Source organism: Pseudomonas oryzihabitans (assembly GCF_001518815.1).
Classification (GTDB): Bacteria; Pseudomonadota; Gammaproteobacteria; order Pseudomonadales; family Pseudomonadaceae; genus Chryseomonas; species Chryseomonas oryzihabitans_E.
This window is the reverse complement of the sequence record NZ_CP013987.1, coordinates 3,704,418-3,723,070: the sequence shown is the minus strand read 5'-3', so window position 1 is coordinate 3,723,070 and position 18,653 is coordinate 3,704,418. Positions and strand designations below refer to the sequence as shown.

The 18,653-nt window shown below is 60.2% G+C and carries 13 protein-coding genes, 2 tRNA genes and 3 rRNA genes; 11 read left to right on the top strand and 7 right to left on the bottom strand.

Annotated elements, in window-relative coordinates; genetic code table 11:
• Nucleotides 1-60: 60 nt before the first annotated feature.
• The 3 genes from APT59_RS16980 to APT59_RS16970 form a co-directional block, all read right to left on the bottom strand.
• A complete protein-coding gene (locus APT59_RS16980; protein WP_059315927.1) occupies nucleotides 61-645 on the bottom strand; it encodes an IMPACT family protein in 585 nt (194 codons plus the stop codon).
• Entirely contained in the window at nucleotides 642-1,298 is a 657-nt protein-coding gene (locus tag APT59_RS16975) for a TetR/AcrR family transcriptional regulator (protein WP_059315926.1), read from the bottom strand. The genes APT59_RS16980 and APT59_RS16975 overlap by 4 nt, the downstream gene beginning before the upstream one ends.
• A 121-nt stretch (nucleotides 1,299-1,419) precedes the next feature.
• Nucleotides 1,420-2,217, bottom strand: coding sequence for an outer membrane protein OmpK (locus tag APT59_RS16970; RefSeq protein WP_059315925.1), 798 nt, complete (start codon nucleotides 2,215-2,217; stop codon nucleotides 1,420-1,422).
• Nucleotides 2,218-2,406: 189 nt separating this feature from the next.
• On the opposite strand from APT59_RS16970, the gene APT59_RS16965 reads away from it, so the two are divergent.
• The 6 genes from APT59_RS16965 to rrf all read left to right on the top strand — a co-directional run bounded on the left by APT59_RS16965 (nucleotide 2,407) and on the right by rrf (nucleotide 8,553).
• The gene (locus APT59_RS16965) at nucleotides 2,407-2,790 is read left to right on the top strand and encodes a hypothetical protein (RefSeq protein WP_059315924.1); all 384 of its coding nucleotides are present in this window, start codon (nucleotides 2,407-2,409) and stop codon (nucleotides 2,788-2,790) included.
• A gap of 508 nt (nucleotides 2,791-3,298) precedes the next feature.
• Nucleotides 3,299-4,835: ribosomal RNA gene (locus tag APT59_RS16960) — 16S ribosomal RNA — on the top strand.
• A gap of 97 nt (nucleotides 4,836-4,932) precedes the next feature.
• Nucleotides 4,933-5,009, top strand: a tRNA-Ile gene (locus tag APT59_RS16955).
• A gap of 6 nt (nucleotides 5,010-5,015) precedes the next feature.
• Nucleotides 5,016-5,091: transfer RNA gene (locus tag APT59_RS16950), tRNA-Ala, on the top strand.
• Nucleotides 5,092-5,385: 294 nt separating this feature from the next.
• Nucleotides 5,386-8,278, top strand: a 23S ribosomal RNA gene (locus tag APT59_RS16945).
• Between the two features lie 159 nt (nucleotides 8,279-8,437).
• Nucleotides 8,438-8,553: ribosomal RNA gene (gene rrf / locus APT59_RS16940) — 5S ribosomal RNA — on the top strand.
• The 16S, 23S and 5S rRNA genes sit together here with 2 tRNA genes alongside, the layout of an rRNA operon.
• A 475-nt stretch (nucleotides 8,554-9,028) precedes the next feature.
• Here rrf and cmoB read toward each other — a convergent pair.
• The 4 genes from cmoB to lon all read right to left on the bottom strand — a co-directional run bounded on the left by cmoB (nucleotide 9,029) and on the right by lon (nucleotide 13,639).
• Nucleotides 9,029-9,997: a tRNA 5-methoxyuridine(34)/uridine 5-oxyacetic acid(34) synthase CmoB gene (gene cmoB, locus APT59_RS16935; protein ID WP_059315923.1), complete on the bottom strand. Its 969-nt coding sequence runs from the start codon at nucleotides 9,995-9,997 to the stop codon at nucleotides 9,029-9,031.
• Nucleotides 9,994-10,731 (bottom strand): carboxy-S-adenosyl-L-methionine synthase CmoA, encoded by a 738-nt coding sequence (gene cmoA / locus APT59_RS16930; RefSeq protein WP_059315922.1) that lies wholly within the window; start codon nucleotides 10,729-10,731, stop codon nucleotides 9,994-9,996. Before cmoA ends, cmoB begins: the two co-directional genes overlap by 4 nt.
• Nucleotides 10,732-10,794: 63 nt before the next feature.
• Nucleotides 10,795-11,187, bottom strand: coding sequence for a protease inhibitor I42 family protein (locus tag APT59_RS16925; protein WP_059315921.1), 393 nt, complete (start codon nucleotides 11,185-11,187; stop codon nucleotides 10,795-10,797).
• A gap of 61 nt (nucleotides 11,188-11,248) precedes the next feature.
• Entirely contained in the window at nucleotides 11,249-13,639 is a 2,391-nt protein-coding gene (gene lon / locus APT59_RS16920) for an endopeptidase La (protein ID WP_059315920.1), read from the bottom strand.
• A gap of 228 nt (nucleotides 13,640-13,867) precedes the next feature.
• On the opposite strand from lon, the gene APT59_RS16915 reads away from it, so the two are divergent.
• From APT59_RS16915 to APT59_RS16895, 5 genes are all read left to right on the top strand, one after another.
• Nucleotides 13,868-14,533, top strand: a complete 666-nt coding sequence (locus tag APT59_RS16915; RefSeq protein WP_082696378.1) for a methylamine utilization protein — start codon at nucleotides 13,868-13,870, stop codon at nucleotides 14,531-14,533.
• Nucleotides 14,517-16,835, top strand: a complete 2,319-nt coding sequence (locus APT59_RS16910; RefSeq protein ID WP_059315919.1) for a putative bifunctional diguanylate cyclase/phosphodiesterase — start codon at nucleotides 14,517-14,519, stop codon at nucleotides 16,833-16,835. The genes APT59_RS16915 and APT59_RS16910 overlap by 17 nt, the downstream gene beginning before the upstream one ends.
• Entirely contained in the window at nucleotides 16,832-17,683 is an 852-nt protein-coding gene (locus tag APT59_RS16905; protein ID WP_059315918.1) for a DUF3034 family protein, read from the top strand. Before APT59_RS16910 ends, APT59_RS16905 begins: the two co-directional genes overlap by 4 nt.
• Nucleotides 17,683-18,111, top strand: coding sequence for a group I truncated hemoglobin (locus APT59_RS16900; RefSeq protein ID WP_059315917.1), 429 nt, complete (start codon nucleotides 17,683-17,685; stop codon nucleotides 18,109-18,111). Before APT59_RS16905 ends, APT59_RS16900 begins: the two co-directional genes overlap by 1 nt.
• A gap of 78 nt (nucleotides 18,112-18,189) precedes the next feature.
• Nucleotides 18,190-18,627: a hypothetical protein gene (locus APT59_RS16895; RefSeq protein WP_059315916.1), complete on the top strand. Its 438-nt coding sequence runs from the start codon at nucleotides 18,190-18,192 to the stop codon at nucleotides 18,625-18,627.
• Nucleotides 18,628-18,653: the final 26 nt, after the last annotated feature.

Sequence of the window (18,653 nt, the reverse complement as noted above, 5' to 3'; positions counted from 1 at the left end):
ATGCGCCAGGGCAGTGCGAAACGGAAGGGCGTGCACCACCAGACAGCAAAGGTCGTGCCGCTAGAGCGAGCGCAGGACGATACGACCGCTGCTCAGATTGCTCAGCAGCGTCGCCACTTCATCCCGACGCTGTGGCTCCACCGCAATCCGCAGGGCGATCTCCAGCGCCTGGTAATCCTCTTCGAGCACCAGCACCGCCAGGCCCGCCAGGCGCGCCTTGATCAGCGGCCATTCCGCATAGGTGCAGGCAAAGCCATAGTCCTGCCGCACCACTAGCGGCTGTTTGTCCGCCTGCTGCAGACAGCGGGCGGCGCAACCGCCATAGGCCCGTACCAGGCCGCCGGTACCCAGCTTGATGCCGCCGTACCAGCGGATGACCACCACTACCACCTGGTCGCAATCCTGCCCTTCGATGGCCGCCAGAATGGGCCGGCCAGCCGTACCTCCGGGTTCGCCATCGTCATTGAAACGGTATTGATTGCCGAGCTTCCAGGCCCAGCAGTTGTGGGTCGCGGTCGGCACGTTCACGCGCTCGATGAAGGCCATGGCCGCTTCCGCAGTCGCGACTGGGGCGGCGAGGGCGAGGAAACGGCTCTTGCGTACCTCTTCTTCGAAAGAGGCGTCCTGAGTCAGGGTAAAAGTCATGATGCCTTGAGACCCAGTCCCTTGAGGATGATATGGGTGAGGGTCTGGGCCGCCTCGTCGAAATCCTGTCGGGTCAGGCGCGCACGCCCCGTCACCTGACAGATCTGACTGGCGAAGTCGGCATAGTGCTGGGTGCTGCTCCACAGCATAAAGATCAGATGGACCGGATCCACCGGATCCAGCTTGCCGGCGGCGATCCAGGCCTCGAACACTGCCGCTCGGCTGCGAAACCAGGTCTGGTAGTCCTGATCGAAATACTCGTACAGGCAGTGGCCACCGCCGATGATCTCCATGGCGAAGATCCGCGAGGCCAGCGGTTGGCGTCGCGAGAACTCCAGCTTGGCGCGAATATAACGGCTCAGGGCCTCGGCCGGATCGTCATCGACGGTCAGGTGGTTGAAGGTGCTGTCCCAGAGCTCGAGGATATTGCCCAGCACCGCCATATAGAGGCCGAGCTTGTTGGTGAAGTAGTAATGGAGATTGGCCTTGGGCAGCCCGACACGTTGCGCGATGGTGTTCATGCTGGTGCCCCTGAAGCCATGGCGGGCGAATTCCTCCTCCGCCGCGCTCAGGATCGCCTCCTCATTCTTCTGCCGGATGCGTCCGGCCGGCTTGTCCTGGCCAGCATGGTGCGCGGGTACGAGTAGGGTCATTGGCCACTGCAAGGTCTGAAGGCACGGACGGGCATCAATAGCGCACCCCCGACCCGCGACACAAGTCGTCCCGGGTCAGAGCGTGCGGGGCGTCCTGGGCGGATCCGCCATCCCGCCTGGATCAGAACTGGTATTTGACCAGAAAACTGAAGACGCTCTGGTCGGTATGGAAGGCCTGGCTGTCCTTGATGCCGTACTTGTCCGACCAGTAATCGTATTCGGTACCCACATAGAGGTGCTTGGCGTCATAGCCCAGCGCCTTGCCCAGGTCATACTTGATCTGCGGATTGACGTGCAGGTTGGCGTGATAGCTGCCTTTGTTGTTGATCACCCAGTCCGCATAGCCGTCGATGAGCACGTCCGAGTTGCCAACGGGAAGGGTATAGGCCCACACCGGCGTCACCTGCCAGGCACCGGAAGGCGCGCTGCCGCCATCGGGCTTGCGGTAGTAGAAATTCAGCTGAAAGTAGTCAAAGCCGGGTACCTTCAGGTCGAAGCCCGGGCCCACGAGATAGTTGCGCTGATCCCGTCCAGCGCCTGGGCCGTCGTTCTGGTCGTATTCCAGGGTGGTAGCCAGCAGCACATCGCTGATCGGCCCCAGCGACAGGTCCCGGCCCGATAGCTTGCCAAAGGACAGGCGCGGACTGAGTTCGCCATAGAAGCCGTGGTGGCCATCATTGGCATTGGTGGCCCCGTTGAACCAGATGCTGTCGACGAACAGGAAAAGGTCCCCCCAGGTCCAGGCGCTGGCATGTTCGAAGGTCACCGTCTGCTGGATGCGCGGATCGACCTTGAAGTTCTTGCCATATAGATAGGTGAGGCTTTCGCCGTGCCACAGCAATGGACTATCCGCCGCAATCGCCTGACTGCTCATGATGACGCTGCCTGCCAGGGCTGCAGCCGTGAAGCTCTTGTTCATTCGTTCTCCTGAAAGCGCACGCACGAATCCCGATATCCGCTACCGATTCGTACAGGGGCGCGCATTCTAGGAGTTTTCCCTGTCCTGGCTAGACCCCTTATCGATAAGGACAGAGGATTGCCCAGGTGCGCCTGGCTAACAGGGCGCTGCAGGAGTGCTAAGGTTGGGCTTCATCAGCAGGAATACGATATGAAGCGAGTTGCAGGTTGTCTGCTCGGTTTTCTCTTCGGCATGGCTGAGGTGCAGGCGCAGGTGCCACCCGCCACCAGTGGTGCCGCGCCCGGTATCCTCATGATCACGCGCGGCGATACCTATTCCGCCTCTGGATGTGATGTTGGGGTGAGAGTGCAGGGTCGACTCATGGGAACGCTGATGCCCGGGCAAAGTGCCTCCTACAATCTGCCACCGGGGGAGGTCGTCGTCAGCCTGACGTCGGCAGGGCAGGGCTACTGCGCTGCGCCCATGGCGACCACGCCTTCCCAGTCCATCCTGTTGGCGCCTGGTGAGATCAAGCAGTACCGCATCGTGGCCACCGAGGGTGGTTATTACCTGGCACCCATGCCCCTGTATTGAAATAGTTTGAAATTAGCTGTTGACGCCCTTTGAAACTCTCCTATAATGCGCCCCACTTCCGGCGCAGATGCTGAAGCGGCTTGAAGATCAAGCACTTAGGTCTGAGTCGGGCGAGGGGTCCACGGATTCTTCGCCATTTGGTTCTTGCCTTCGGGTGATGACGAAATGAAGCGGAGGGGTTGACAGCGTCTCAGGATGCTGTAGGATTCGCCTCCCGCTGCCGAGATTGGTTAGACCGGTCAGGCAAGCGCAAGTGGTTGAGTTGAAACGAAAAAGTTCAAATCAACGCTTGACAGGATGTGAGGACAGCGTAGAATGCGCGCCTCGGTTAGCGACACGGTCGCAGCCACTGCTCTTTAACAAGTTGAATCAAGCAATTCGTGTGGGTGCTTGTGAGATAAGTCTGATGTCGCAAGATTATCAGCAACACAAGTAACTCGTGAATTCATGAGTTTTTTGCGATTGCTGAGCCAAGTTTAGGGTTTTCTCAAAACCCGATCAGTCTACTTAACTGAAGAGTTTGATCATGGCTCAGATTGAACGCTGGCGGCAGGCCTAACACATGCAAGTCGAGCGGATGAAGAGAGCTTGCTCTCTGATTCAGCGGCGGACGGGTGAGTAATGCCTAGGAATCTGCCTAGTAGTGGGGGACAACGTTTCGAAAGGAACGCTAATACCGCATACGTCCTACGGGAGAAAGTGGGGGATCTTCGGACCTCACGCTATTAGATGAGCCTAGGTCGGATTAGCTAGTTGGTAGGGTAACGGCCTACCAAGGCGACGATCCGTAACTGGTCTGAGAGGATGATCAGTCACACTGGAACTGAGACACGGTCCAGACTCCTACGGGAGGCAGCAGTGGGGAATATTGGACAATGGGCGAAAGCCTGATCCAGCCATGCCGCGTGTGTGAAGAAGGCCCTCGGGTCGTAAAGCACTTTAAGTTGGGAGGAAGGGCTCATAGCGAATACCTGTGAGTTTTGACGTTACCAACAGAATAAGCACCGGCTAACTTCGTGCCAGCAGCCGCGGTAATACGAAGGGTGCAAGCGTTAATCGGAATTACTGGGCGTAAAGCGCGCGTAGGTGGCTTGATAAGTTGGATGTGAAATCCCCGGGCTCAACCTGGGAACTGCATCCAAAACTGTCTGGCTAGAGTGTGGTAGAGGGTAGTGGAATTTCCAGTGTAGCGGTGAAATGCGTAGATATTGGAAGGAACACCAGTGGCGAAGGCGACTACCTGGACTAACACTGACACTGAGGTGCGAAAGCGTGGGGAGCAAACAGGATTAGATACCCTGGTAGTCCACGCCGTAAACGATGTCAACTAGCCGTTGGGATCCTTGAGATCTTAGTGGCGCAGCTAACGCATTAAGTTGACCGCCTGGGGAGTACGGCCGCAAGGTTAAAACTCAAATGAATTGACGGGGGCCCGCACAAGCGGTGGAGCATGTGGTTTAATTCGAAGCAACGCGAAGAACCTTACCTGGCCTTGACATGCTGAGAACTTTCCAGAGATGGATTGGTGCCTTCGGGAACTCAGACACAGGTGCTGCATGGCTGTCGTCAGCTCGTGTCGTGAGATGTTGGGTTAAGTCCCGTAACGAGCGCAACCCTTGTCCTTAGTTACCAGCACGTTATGGTGGGCACTCTAAGGAGACTGCCGGTGACAAACCGGAGGAAGGTGGGGATGACGTCAAGTCATCATGGCCCTTACGGCCAGGGCTACACACGTGCTACAATGGTCGGTACAAAGGGTTGCCAAGCCGCGAGGTGGAGCTAATCCCATAAAACCGATCGTAGTCCGGATCGCAGTCTGCAACTCGACTGCGTGAAGTCGGAATCGCTAGTAATCGTGAATCAGAACGTCACGGTGAATACGTTCCCGGGCCTTGTACACACCGCCCGTCACACCATGGGAGTGGGTTGCTCCAGAAGTAGCTAGTCTAACCTTCGGGAGGACGGTTACCACGGAGTGATTCATGACTGGGGTGAAGTCGTAACAAGGTAGCCGTAGGGGAACCTGCGGCTGGATCACCTCCTTAATCGAAAGATGTCAGCTTGCTGGCAAGCACCCACACGAATTGCTTGATTCACTGATAGAAGAGCAATTGAGTTAGTTAGACTCAAGGTAAGACGATTGGGTCTGTAGCTCAGTTGGTTAGAGCGCACCCCTGATAAGGGTGAGGTCGGCAGTTCGAATCTGCCCAGACCCACCAATCGATGGGGCCATAGCTCAGCTGGGAGAGCGCCTGCCTTGCACGCAGGAGGTCAGGAGTTCGATCCTCCTTGGCTCCACCATCTCCACCTAACCGCTAACGCAATTGCTTGAAAAGCTCAGACATGAGCGTTTGATGCACCATCCGGTGTAGCCCAAACTCTGATGTCTGGTCTTTGATCAGAACTGTTCTTTAAAAAATTGGGAAAGTGATAGAAGTAGACTGCATTAACTGTTTTCACTGGCAGTTAGTGTCGTCAAGGTAAAATCTTGCGAACTCAAGCGCAAGTTTTCGGCGAAATGTCGTCTTCACTCATCTAACGCCCTGCAGATCGGTAGCGTCCTTGTGACGCCGGCGAGATTGCTTGGGGTTATATGGTCAAGTGAAGAAGCGCATACGGTGGATGCCTTGGCAGTCAGAGGCGATGAAAGACGTGATAGCCTGCGATAAGCTTCGGTGAGGTGGCAAATGACCTGTGACCCGGAGATCTCTGAATGGGGAAACCCACCTAGCATAAGCTAGGTATCTTAACCTGAATCCATAGGGTTAAGAGGCGAACCAGGGGAACTGAAACATCTAAGTACCCTGAGGAAAAGAAATCAACCGAGATTCCCTTAGTAGTGGCGAGCGAACGGGGACCAGCCCTTAAGTTGATTTGAGAGTAGCGGAACGCTCTGGAAAGTGCGGCCATAGTGGGTGATAGCCCTGTACGCGAAACGCTCTTATCAATGAAATCGAGTAGGACGGGGCACGAGAAACCCTGTCTGAATATGGGGGGACCATCCTCCAAGGCTAAATACTCCTGACTGACCGATAGTGAACCAGTACCGTGAGGGAAAGGCGAAAAGAACCCCGGAGAGGGGAGTGAAATAGAACCTGAAACCGTATGCGTACAAGCAGTGGGAGCCCACTTTGTTGGGTGACTGCGTACCTTTTGTATAATGGGTCAGCGACTTATTTTCAGTGGCGAGCTTAACCGAATAGGGGAGGCGTAGCGAAAGCGAGTCTTAATAGGGCGTCTAGTCGCTGGGAATAGACCCGAAACCGGGCGATCTATCCATGAGCAGGTTGAAGGTTAGGTAACACTGACTGGAGGACCGAACCCACTTCCGTTGAAAAGGCAGGGGATGACTTGTGGATCGGAGTGAAAGGCTAATCAAGCTCGGAGATAGCTGGTTCTCCTCGAAAGCTATTTAGGTAGCGCCTCATGTATCACTCTGGGGGGTAGAGCACTGTTTCGGCTAGGGGGTCATCCCGACTTACCAAACCGATGCAAACTCCGAATACCCAGAAGTGCCGAGCATGGGAGACACACGGCGGGTGCTAACGTCCGTCGTGAAAAGGGAAACAACCCAGACCGTCAGCTAAGGTCCCAAAGTCCTGGTTAAGTGGTAAACGATGTGGGAAGGCTTAGACAGCTAGGAGGTTGGCTTAGAAGCAGCCACCCTTTAAAGAAAGCGTAATAGCTCACTAGTCGAGTCGGCCTGCGCGGAAGATGTAACGGGGCTCAAACCAGGCACCGAAGCTACGGGTATCACCTTTGGTGATGCGGTAGAGGAGCGTTCTGTAAGCCTGTGAAGGTGAGTTGAGAAGCTTGCTGGAGGTATCAGAAGTGCGAATGCTGACATGAGTAACGACAATGCGAGTGAAAAACTCGCACGCCGAAAGACCAAGGGTTCCTGCGCAACGTTAATCGACGCAGGGTGAGTCGGTCCCTAAGGCGAGGCTGAAAGGCGTAGTCGATGGGAAACGGGTTAATATTCCCGTACTTCTAGTTACTGCGATGGGGGGACGGAGAAGGCTAGGCCAGCTTGGCGATGGTTGTCCAAGTTTAAGGTGGTAGGCTGACTGTTTAGGTAAATCCGGACAGTTAAGGCCGAGAACTGATGACGATCCTTCTTTTAGAAGGAGAAGTGGTTGATGCCATGCTTCCAGGAAAAGCCTCTAAGCTTCAGGTAACTAGGAACCGTACCCCAAACCGACACAGGTGGTCGGGTAGAGAATACCAAGGCGCTTGAGAGAACTCGGGTGAAGGAACTAGGCAAAATGGCACCGTAACTTCGGGAGAAGGTGCGCCGGTGAGGGTGAAGGGTTTACCCCGTAAGCTCATGCCGGTCGAAGATACCAGGCCGCTGCGACTGTTTATTAAAAACACAGCACTCTGCAAACACGAAAGTGGACGTATAGGGTGTGACGCCTGCCCGGTGCCGGAAGGTTAATTGATGGGGTTAGCGCAAGCGAAGCTCTTGATCGAAGCCCCGGTAAACGGCGGCCGTAACTATAACGGTCCTAAGGTAGCGAAATTCCTTGTCGGGTAAGTTCCGACCTGCACGAATGGCGTAACGATGGCGGCGCTGTCTCCACCCGAGACTCAGTGAAATTGAAATCGCTGTGAAGATGCAGTGTATCCGCGGCTAGACGGAAAGACCCCGTGAACCTTTACTGTAGCTTTGCACTGGACTTTGAGCTTGCTTGTGTAGGATAGGTGGGAGGCTTTGAAGCGTGGACGCCAGTCTGCGTGGAGCCATCCTTGAAATACCACCCTGGCAACCTTGAGGTTCTAACTCTGGTCCGTTATCCGGATCGAGGACAGTGTATGGTGGGCAGTTTGACTGGGGCGGTCTCCTCCTAAAGAGTAACGGAGGAGTACGAAGGTGCGCTCAGACCGGTCGGAAATCGGTCGTAGAGTATAAAGGCAAAAGCGCGCTTGACTGCGAGACAGACACGTCGAGCAGGTACGAAAGTAGGTCTTAGTGATCCGGTGGTTCTGTATGGAAGGGCCATCGCTCAACGGATAAAAGGTACTCCGGGGATAACAGGCTGATACCGCCCAAGAGTTCATATCGACGGCGGTGTTTGGCACCTCGATGTCGGCTCATCACATCCTGGGGCTGAAGCCGGTCCCAAGGGTATGGCTGTTCGCCATTTAAAGTGGTACGCGAGCTGGGTTTAGAACGTCGTGAGACAGTTCGGTCCCTATCTGCCGTGGACGTTTGAGATTTGAGAGGGGCTGCTCCTAGTACGAGAGGACCGGAGTGGACGAACCTCTGGTGTTCCGGTTGTCACGCCAGTGGCATCGCCGGGTAGCTATGTTCGGAAGAGATAACCGCTGAAAGCATCTAAGCGGGAAACTTGCCTCAAGATGAGATCTCACTGGAGCCTTGAGCTTCCTAAAGGGCCGTCGAAGACTACGACGTTGATAGGTCGGGTGTGTAAGCGCTGTGAGGCGTTGAGCTAACCGATACTAATTGCCCGTGAGGCTTGACCATATAACACCCAAACAATCTGACCGCAGGTCAGAGCGTGAGGAAGACGACGCCGAAAACAGGCGCGTGGGTTCGCAAGACCCAAGACGAATTGTCTACTTCAATCACAGACCCAATTGGGCCAGCCAGGCAGCCCCATCGCCTGGCCAGCCAACCGAATTGCTTGACGAACATAGAGCATTGGAACCACCTGATCCCTTCCCGAACTCAGAAGTGAAACGATGCATCGCCGATGGTAGTGTGGGGTTTCCCCATGTGAGAGTAGGTCATCGTCAAGCGCCTAACACCCAGCACCCCCGCTCAGTTCATTCTGGCGGGGGTGTTGCCTTTGGGGCGGGAAAAGTTTTGGCGGGAGTGCCAAGGGACTTGGGCGGAGGGGCCTGCAGGCGGAAGCTGGAAAGCTGGTAAGCCATGCGGTTGAGGCTGCCCTCATCCTAACCCTCTCCCAGGGGGGAGGGGCCTAGAAGCCGTGCAGCTGAGGCTTAAGTGTCGCTTGCTGGATCAGGTGCGGCTTGAGGTCTGCAAGAGCAAAAGCAAAAACAGCCCGGCTACGCCGGGCTGTTGTGGCCCTCGCGGCCATGGGCCGCTCCTACAGGAAGTCATACCGTAGGAGCGGCCGCATCGGCGGACCGCCATGGCCCTGATCATATAGCTGGATGTTGGGCCTCGCTGTGCTCAGCCCAATCTACGGCAGCGTTACGAGATCAAATAACAGAGCAATAAAAAGCCCGGCATGTGCCGGGCTTTTTGCGTTCAGGGTTTGCGAGCTATAAGGGTCGCGCGCAAGGGGGCGGGAAGGCCTTCGACGGTGCGGCTGGGATCCTCGGGATGGAGGAAGTCGGGTAGTGACTGAAAGCCCATCCACTCCGTGGAGCGCTGTTCGTCCACAGTCGTCGAGGTAAGGTCCACCAGACGGATGTCACGATAGCCGGCGCGTTGCAGCCAGAGTTGTAGGGCGGCAGCAGAGGGCAGGAACCAGACATTGCGCATCTGAGCGTAACGGTCCTCGGGTACCAGGACGGTAGTGGCATCGCCGTCGACGACCAGGGTTTCCAGGACCAACTCGCCACCGCTGTCGAGGCAGTTCTTCAGGTCCAGGAGATGGTCGATGGGCGAGCGACGGTGATAGAGCACGCCCATGGAAAAGACCGTATCGAAGCCACCTTCCAATGGTGGCAGCTCTTCCAGAGTCAGCGGCAGGTGCCAGGTGGGCAGCTCGGGTAGATAGCGGCGCAGGGTCTGGAATTGGCAGTGGAAGAGCCAGTTGGGATCGACACCTATCACCAGGCCGGCTCCAGCACCTAGCATGCGCCACTGGTAGTAGCCGTTGCCGCTGCCGACGTCTAGGACACGCTTACCCTGCAGATCCAGGTGGGGGGCGACCCGATCCCATTTCCAGTCCGAACGCCATTCGGTGTCCAGGTGTACGTCGAACAACTGGAAGGGGCCCTTGCGCCAGGGCCGCAGCTGCAGCAGCGCTTCGCGCAGCGCCTGCTGTTGCTCCATCGATGGAGTGCCATCGAGGCGCACGGTCTCATGCAGCTCGACGCCTTCCACCTTGATGTCGGGCAAGGCATCGACACCGGCTTGCCAGCGCTGGAGGTCGCCATGGCCGCGCGCGTATTTGGCGGCAAGAACGCCTTCGAGGTCTCGAGACCAGGGGGCCAGTGGCGTATCTGCCAGCGCCTGTTGCAGTGTTGCGAGATAGGCCGGTTGGGTCATGGCAGGACGATCAGGGAGGTGAAGTTGAGGCATTGGAACCAGGGGACGACGGTGGCGAAGCCGGCGGCCTGCAGGCGCGCCCGGTGTTCGTCCAGGGTGTCGGTCAGCATGACGTTTTCCAGCGCGGTACGTTTCTGGGCGATTTCCAGTTCGCTGTAGCCATTGGCACGCTTGAAGTCCAGGTGCAGGCCATTGAGCAGCTCCTGGTTGGTCGCTTCCGGGAAACGGATCTTTTCCGACAGCAGCAGGGCGCCACCGGGCAGCAGGCTGGCACGCAGGCGGCTGAGCAGGTCCAGCCGTTGTTCCGGTGGGATGAACTGCAGGGTGAAGTTGAGCGCGATCACCGAAGCCGCTTCGAGCGGAGCCTCAAGGATGTCGGCTTCCACCACCTCAACCGGTAGCAACTCCTCATGCATGGAATCCTGGGCGCTCAGGTATTCGCGGCAGCGGGTGACCATGGCGGAGGAATTATCGATGGCTACCACGCGGGTGCCTTCGACGCGGACATGGCGGCGCAGTGCCTGGGTGACGGCGCCAAGGGAACAGCCAAGATCGTAGAGACGGCTGTTGGGCTGGGCGAAGCGCGCGGCGATGACGCCGAGGTTTTCGACGATGGTGGGGTAGCCCGGCACGGATCTCTTGATCATGTCGGGAAAGACACGCACTACATCTTCGTTGAAAGTGAAGTCGGCAGGAGGCTGCGGCGACGCGAACAGGCGGTCGGCTTCGCTCATGGGCGGTACCTGGAAAATCGAAAGGGGGCATTGTACCCCCGGCAGGTAGTGCGGGACGCGGCTTTAGCGGATTTCGATGCGGCAGTCGAAGCGCGCCTGGGGCTCGGCCTCGGCATCCCAGGGTTGGCGGGCCTGGAGTTCGAGGTGGGCGCTGCCGGCGCTCTCGGCGCGGAAACGCCAGAGGGACTGGCCGGCGCTACCGATGCCGCCCTGGTCCTGGCGTCTTTCGCGGAAGACTTCCGGGCCGAGCTGCCTGAGGTTGTCGCTGCGCTGGAGGATGGCCCAGCGGTAGCCGCTGGTAGGGTCGCTGGGCAGGGTCAGGGTCAGTTCCTGGCCGGTATGCATGGCCAGCGGCGTGCAGTCGCTGTCATCTCCGAGAACCAGGTTGCCGCTCGGCTGGGTACTGCTGCAACCGGCCAGCAACAGGCAGCTGCAGAACAGAAGACGCGGGGACATGGGAACCTCCAGGGTATGACGGCAAAACGCAGAGCATACCCCAAGAGGTCGAACGGTTAGACTAGAAGAGCACCTTGGCCACGTCGGCAAAGCGGCGAGCGAAGTGCACGGTCAGGCCCTCCCTGAGATAGGCCGGCAACTCCTCGAAGTCACCACGGTTAGGCTCTGGCAGGATCAGCTCGCTGATCTTCTGCCGCCGTGCCGCGATGACCTTTTCCCGTACCCCGCCGATGGGCAGCACCTGGCCGGTCAGGGTCAGCTCACCGGTCATGGCCACGTTCTTCTTCGGGGCCTGGTTGCGAGCCAGTGACAGCAGGGCTGAGGCCATGGTGATACCGGCACTGGGCCCGTCCTTCGGGGTGGCGCCTTCGGGGACATGCAGGTGAACGAAGGCTTGGTCGAAGAAGTTCGGATCGCCCTTGAAGTCCTTGAGATGCGCGGTAACGTAGCTATAGGCGATCTCGGCGGACTCCTTCATGACATCACCCAGCTTGCCGGTGAGCTTGAAGCCCCGATTCAGCGTATGGATGCGCGTCGCCTCGATCGGTAGGGTGGCCCCGCCCATGCTGGTCCAGGCCAGGCCGGTAATGACACCGACCCCGGACAGCAGCTGCTCCTTGCGGAAGGGCGGCTTGCCCAGATAGTCCTCGAGGTCCGACGCGCCGATCTTGATCTTGAGCTTGGGTTCCTCGATGAGCTTGACCACCGCCTTGCGCACCAGCTTGCCCAGTTGCTTCTCCAGCTGGCGCACGCCGGCCTCGCGGGCATAGCCTTCCACCAGCGCCTTGAGGGCGCTGTCGGTCAGGGTCAGGCGATCCTTGGGTACCCCAGCCTTGTCCAGCTGCTTGGGCCAGAGATGGCGCTTGGTGATGGCCTGCTTCTCTTCGGCGATGTAGCCGGAAAGGCGGATGATCTCCATGCGATCCAGCAGGGGGCCGGGGATCGAGTCGAGGGTGTTGGCGGTGCAGACGAACAGCACCTTGGACAGATCCAGGCGCAGATCCAGGTAGTGGTCGAGGAAGTCGACGTTCTGTTCCGGATCCAGGGTCTCCAATAGCGCTGAGGCCGGATCGCCCTGGTAGCTCTGGCCCATCTTGTCGATCTCGTCGAGCATGATGACCGGGTTCACGACCTTGACGTCGCGCAGGGCCTGGACGAGCTTGCCGGGCATGGCGCCAATGTAGGTGCGTCGGTGACCCTTGATCTCCGCCTCGTCGCGCATGCCGCCGACACTGAAGCGATAGAAGGGGCGGCCGAGGGATTCGGCAATGGATTTGCCAATGCTGGTCTTGCCCACGCCGGGCGGGCCCACCAGCAGCACGATGGAGCCGGCTACTTCACCCTTGAAGGCACCCACGGCGAGGAATTCGAGGATGCGGTTCTTGATGTCGTCGAGCCCGGCATGGTGGCGATCCAGCACCTTGCGTGCGTGCTTGAGATTGAGCTTGTCCTGACCATGGACGCCCCAGGGGAGGTCGGTGGCCCAGTCCAGGTAGTTGCGGGTGACACCGTATTCCGGCGAGCCGGTTTCGAGGATGGACAGCTTGTTCAGCTCGTCGTCGATACGCTTCTGCGCTGCTTCGGGCAGGAGCTTGCCTTCCAACCGTTGACGGAAGCTTTCGATATCGCTGCTGCGATCGTCCTTGGTGATGCCCAGCTCCTGCTGGATCAGCTTGAGCTGTTCCTTGAGGAAGAATTCGCGCTGGCGTTCGTTGATCTTGCGATTGACCTCGGCGGAGAGCTCCTTCTGCAGGCGAGCGACCTCGACTTCCTTGCGCAGCAGCGGCAGGACCTTTTCCATGCGTTGCAGCATGGGCACGGTATCGAGCACCTGCTGCAGTTCATCGCCTGGGGCGGTGGTGAGGGCGGCGGCGAAGTCGGTCAGCGGCGAGGGATCGTTGGGACTGAAGCGGTTGAGATAGTTCTTCAGCTCTTCGCTGTAGAGTGGATTGAGCGGCAAGAGCTCCTTGATGGCGTTGATCAGCGCCATGCCGTAGGCCTTTACCTCGTCGCTGGGATCGGGGTTGGGGCGCAGGTGTTCGACTTCCACCAGATAGGGCGGGCGCTGGCGACGGAGCCAGCCGCGGATGCGTACCCGCGACAGCCCCTGGGCGACGAACTGCAGCTTGCCGTCCTGACGAGTGGCATGGTGGATACGTACCAGGGTGCCATGCTGAGGGAGCTGGTCGGGATCGAAGCCTTCGGGATCCTCGGGCGGCTGATCCATGTAGAACAGCGCCAGGCAGTGGTGATCGGTCTTGGCCACCAGCTCCAGGGTTTCGGCCCAGGGCTCTTCGTTGACGATGACCGGCAGGACCTGTGCCGGGAAGAAGGGCCGGTTGTGGATGGGGATGACGTAAAGCTTGTCGGGAAGATTCTGGCCAGGCAGCACCAGACCGGTCTGGCCGGCTTCTTCGCTGAGGATGTCCGCTTGATTGTCCTGATCGCTCATTGGCGTACCTTGGGCTTGGATGTGAAGCCAACATGGGGCGAGGGCGCCGCTTTTTCAACGCAGGCATGGACCTGTCCTTCTTGACCGCCAGGTACCACTCGAAGTGCGACGACCGGGCAAACGAGAAGGCTCTGCCACGATAAAGATTCGTTCGTGACTGCCGCTAAAGCTGAAGTCACGCCGCGAAGCCGGCGAGAGATCCGAAGGTCACGCGGTGGAGAGCAGTGGGTGAACAAGCAACGGGTAGTGGCGGGATTGTTGGCCTTGGGGCTGGGGACCGCGCAGGCGGCGGAGATCAAGGTCCAGGTAACTGATAGCCAGGGCGCGCCCCTGGTCGATGCGGTGGTGATGCTGTCAGGACAGGGCCTGGTCCCCGAGCGGCGTCCGGCGGCCATCGACCAGCAGAATCGTCGCTTCGTGCCCCATGTCCTGGCCGTGTCTGCCGGGACGGCGGTGAGCTTTCCCAATTCCGACGATATCCGTCACCAGGTCTATTCCTTTTCCTCGCCCAAGCACTTCGAGCTGCCGCTGTATCACGGCATTCCCAGCGCGCCGGTGGTATTCGACCAGCCCGGCGTGGTGGTGGTCGGCTGCAACATCCACGACTGGATGGTGGGCTACATCTATGTGACCGCTGCGGGACGTTCCGCCGTGACCAACAGTCAGGGTCAGGCGCGGCTGGAGGCGCCGGAGGGTCATTATCGGCTGGCGCTCTGGCATCCCGACCTCAGTGACAAGCAGGAAGTGGCCCAGCCCGACCTGGACGTAAAGGGGCAGCCCGTGACCCTGGCGCTCCAGCTGGCGGTCCAGCCGAAGCCTCAGTCCGCAGAACCGGCAAACACGGCATTCGAGGACGCCTTCCACAAGGCGGCGCACGATGAAGCTCATCCATAGTTTCCAGACCCGCATCGCCGGCAGCCTCTTCCTGCTGATGCTGGTGGTGATCACCCTGGTCTATCTGACGGTCAAGGCCGCCACCGAGGCCAGTGCGATCCGTCAGTCCTACGATCAGCTCGACACCGGCGCCCGGGTGTTCCGCCAGGTGCTGGACGGTCGTTGCCGCCGGCTGAACGATGCCGTGCGCGTGCTCGCCGCCGACTTCGGCTTTCGCGATGCGGTGGCCAATGGCGATGTGCCGACCTTGAGGTCGGTGCTGGCCAACCATGGCGCGCGGGTCGGCGCGGGCGATACCTATCTGCTGGATATGGACGGTCGACTGATCGCCAGCACCGTTGCGGCCCATAGCGAGGGCGAGCGTCTGCCCGCGTCGGCACCGGCGGCCAATGACGGCAGCTGCGTGCTGGCAGGTACCGGCTTGCCCCAATTGCGGGTCACCGTTCCGGTGCGGGCGCCGCTGCCCATTGCCCAGGTGGTGATGAGTTTCGTCATGGATCAGGCCATGGCCCGGGAGTTTCGCTCGCTGATCAACCTGGACGTGGTCTTTCTTGGCGAAGCTACGATCATGGCCAGCACGCTGCCGGACGAGCAAGGGCGGTTGCTGGTGAAGGAGCTGACGAGTTCAACCAAAGGGGGCGATACCTGGCAGATGACGCTGGCCGGTCGGCTCTATCAGGTCAAGCGCCTGGCCCTGGGTACCCGCGACAGCCCGGTCTACGTCTATCTGCTACGTTCCCTCGACGTGGCCCTGGCCGAGTTCGAACCCCTGCTCAGGCAGCTTGCGCTAATCGCCTGCGGTGCGCTGCTGGCAGCCCTGCTGGGCGCGCTGTGGCTGGCTCGCAATCTGGTCCAGCCGCTGCGTCAGCTGTCCGTGGTGTCCTGGCGGATCGGCCAGGGCGACTATGGGGTCAAGGTGGATGTACAGCGGCAGGACGAATTCGGCCAGCTGGCGCAGGTGCTCGAGGACATGCGCCAGGGGATCGCCGAGCGTGAGCAGCGACTCAAGCACAACGCCCTGCACGATGCCCTGACCGGGCTGCCGAATCGCATCCTGGCCGAGGAACGACTGCGGGTCTTCATCGCTAGCCAGTCCCAGGTGTCGCTGCTGTACCTGGGGCTGGACGGCTTCCAGGCGATCAACGAGTCCGCCGGGGTGGCTGGTGGCGACCGGATCCTCAGGATGGTAGCCGAACGGGCGCAGGTCCTGCTGGCCGGTCGTGGCTGCGTGTCGCGCCCGGTGGGCGACGAGTTTCTCGTTCAGGTCTGCCGCATGGGGCTGGAGGGCGCGGTGGGACTCGCTGAGCAGCTGCGGCTGTCGCTGGCGGAGCCGATCGAGTGGGAAGGGCAGCTGTTCCGCCTCAGTTGCCGCATCGGCCTCGCCGAGTATCCGCGCCACAGTGACGACCCGACCCAGCTGATCGAGCGGGCGCGCAGCGCCATGCTCGATGCCGGCCATATGCCGGATCGCCTGCGGGTCTATGATGAAGGTCGGGATGCGGCCCAGCAGCGACGGCTGCAGCTGGTACACGATCTGCCGCTGGCGGGCGAGCGGGGCGAATTGATGCTGGTGTTCCAACCCAAGATCGCCCTGCATGGCAGCGGCCCCTATCAAGCCGAGGTCCTGCTGCGCTGGCGCCATGCCGAATTGGGCATGGTCTCGCCGGGCGAGTTCATTCCCCTGGCCGAGCGGAGCGGCAGCATGGCCGGCCTCACCCGCTGGGTGATCCAGGCGGCGATCCGGCAGCTGGCGCTCTGGCAGACCCAGGGACGCGAGGTGAAGGTGTCGTTGAACGTTTCCGCCGTCGACCTGGCCGATAATCGCCTGCCCGAGCGGGTGATCGGCTGGCTGGATGACGCCGGCGTCTCGGCGCGGCAACTGACCTTCGAGATCACCGAGAGCGCCATCATGGCCGATCCAGAGGCTGCCATCGCCTTGCTCACCCGGCTGTCCATCCTGGGCATAAGGCTGTCGGTGGATGACTACGGGACCGGCCAGGCATCCCTGGCTCACCTCAAGCGGCTGCCGGTGGACGAATTGAAGATCGACCAGTCCTTCGTGAAGGAACTGGCGCCGGACAATGACGATGCCGTCATCGTCCGCTCGACCATCGAAATGGGCCACAACCTGGGCCTGGAGGTGGTTGCCGAGGGCGTCGAAGAGGCGCAGGCGCTGGCCCTGTTGCGCAACTGGGGGTGCGATGTGATTCAGGGCTACTACATCAGCCGCCCGGTGCCTGCCGCGGAGTTCGAAGCCTGGATGGAGCGGCAAAGCGTACCGGCGGCGGAGCTGCTCTCGTGACCCGTGCCTGGGGCGTTGGCTTGTTGCTGCTGGCCGCGGGGGCACAGGCCGATGGCGGCAAGTTGCTGGCCACCGGCGGGGCCAGCAGTCTGGAAGGCGCGGCAGGCGGTGGCATTACCCCCTGGGCGGTGATTGGTGGCTACGGGGAAAGCGGTCAGCCCGGCGCGACGGCCTTCGCCACGCGGGTCTGGACCGGTGACTACCGCCTGGATGTGGCGGGCGCAGCGGTGGCCTACGACAATCGAGTGGAACTGTCCTACGCGCGGCAGCGACTGGAGATGCCGACCCTGCGCCGGCGCCTGAACCTTGCCGAGGACAGCCTCAGCCAGGACGTCGTCGGCGCCAAGGTGCGTCTCGCCGGTGACCTGATCTATGACCGGTTGCCACAGCTGGCGCTGGGCATCCAGTACAAGCACCAGCGCGATTTCGCCATTCCTGCCGCGGTGGGTGCCCGCCGCGACAGCGACGTCGAAGGCTACCTGGGCGCCAGCCGGCTGTTTCTGGGCGGTGCCTTCGGCTACAACCTGCTGGTCAATGCCGGACTCAGATACAGCCGCGCCAACGAGATGGGTCTGCTGGGCTTCGGTGGCGATCGCAACGATCATCGTCAGTGGCTCAAGGAAGGCTCGGCCGCGGTGTTCTTCAATCCGCGCTGGGCGGCTGGGGCGGAATATCGCCAGAAGCCGCACAATCTGTCTTTCACCGGGGAGAGCGACTGGGTGGATACCTTCGTCGGTTACTTCCCCAATAAGCATCTATCGGTGGTGCTGGCCTACGCCTGGTTGGGTGAGATCGCCACCCTCGACCATCAGCAGGGCCTCTATCTGTCGCTGCAGGGGAGTTACTGATGAAGGCGAGCCCCTTGGCACTGCTGGCCCTGCTGCTGACGCTGCTGGGGTGCACGCCCCAGCAACCTTCAGGTGATCGGCTCTATCAGGAGCTGGGCGGCCAACCGGGCATCACTCGGATCGTCGAGGGGATGCTGCTCAATGTGGCGCGTGATGACCGAATCCGGCACTACTTCGTCCGAGTCGACATCGCCCGGCTGCGTGGCCAGTTGATCCAGAAATTCTGCGCTGACGCTGGTGGTCCCTGTCGCTATACCGGGGCAAGCATGGCGGAAAGTCATAAAGGGCTGAATCTGCAGCCAACCGACTTCAACGCGCTGGTGGAAGACCTGCAGCTGGCCATGCAGCACGAGGGTATTGCGGAGCGGGCGCAGAATGCCCTGCTGGCGCGACTCGCACCGCAGCGCGGCCAGGTGATCCGCCAGTAGCCTGCCAGTCGTCGCCGGTTTCGAACCAGGCCTGCTCGGAGTTCTCCCTAGGCTATACACCCTCGGGAGGGATGCTTCTTGAGCAAGACGACTTCGGCGGCCGACCTCGGCCTGACCCTCACCGCGGATGATGAACAGGCGTTCTTCGGCTGGTTTCTGGCGAGCTATCTGTTCGGCAAGCGCATTTCCCAGAGCATCGCTGCCCAGGCGTGGTCAGTGCTCTATCGCAAATACGGCCGCGATACACCGCGCAAGCTGCTCAACCTGAGCTGGCAGCAACTGGTCAACTATCTGGGGGAAGGTCACTACCGGCGTTATGACGAGAGCACCGCGACGCGCTTGCTGGACGCCTGCCATTGGTTGCAGGAGGAACATGGTGGCAGCTTCGCTCGGCTGCGTGATGCCAGTGCTGACCGGAAAGATTTCGAGCGGCGCCTGCAGACATTGAAGGGCGTAGGCCCCAAGACCTGCGAGATCTTCATGCGCGAGGCGGGCCCCTTGCTGTTTCCCGGCTGAAGGTACACCGCCGGCACAGGGCCGGC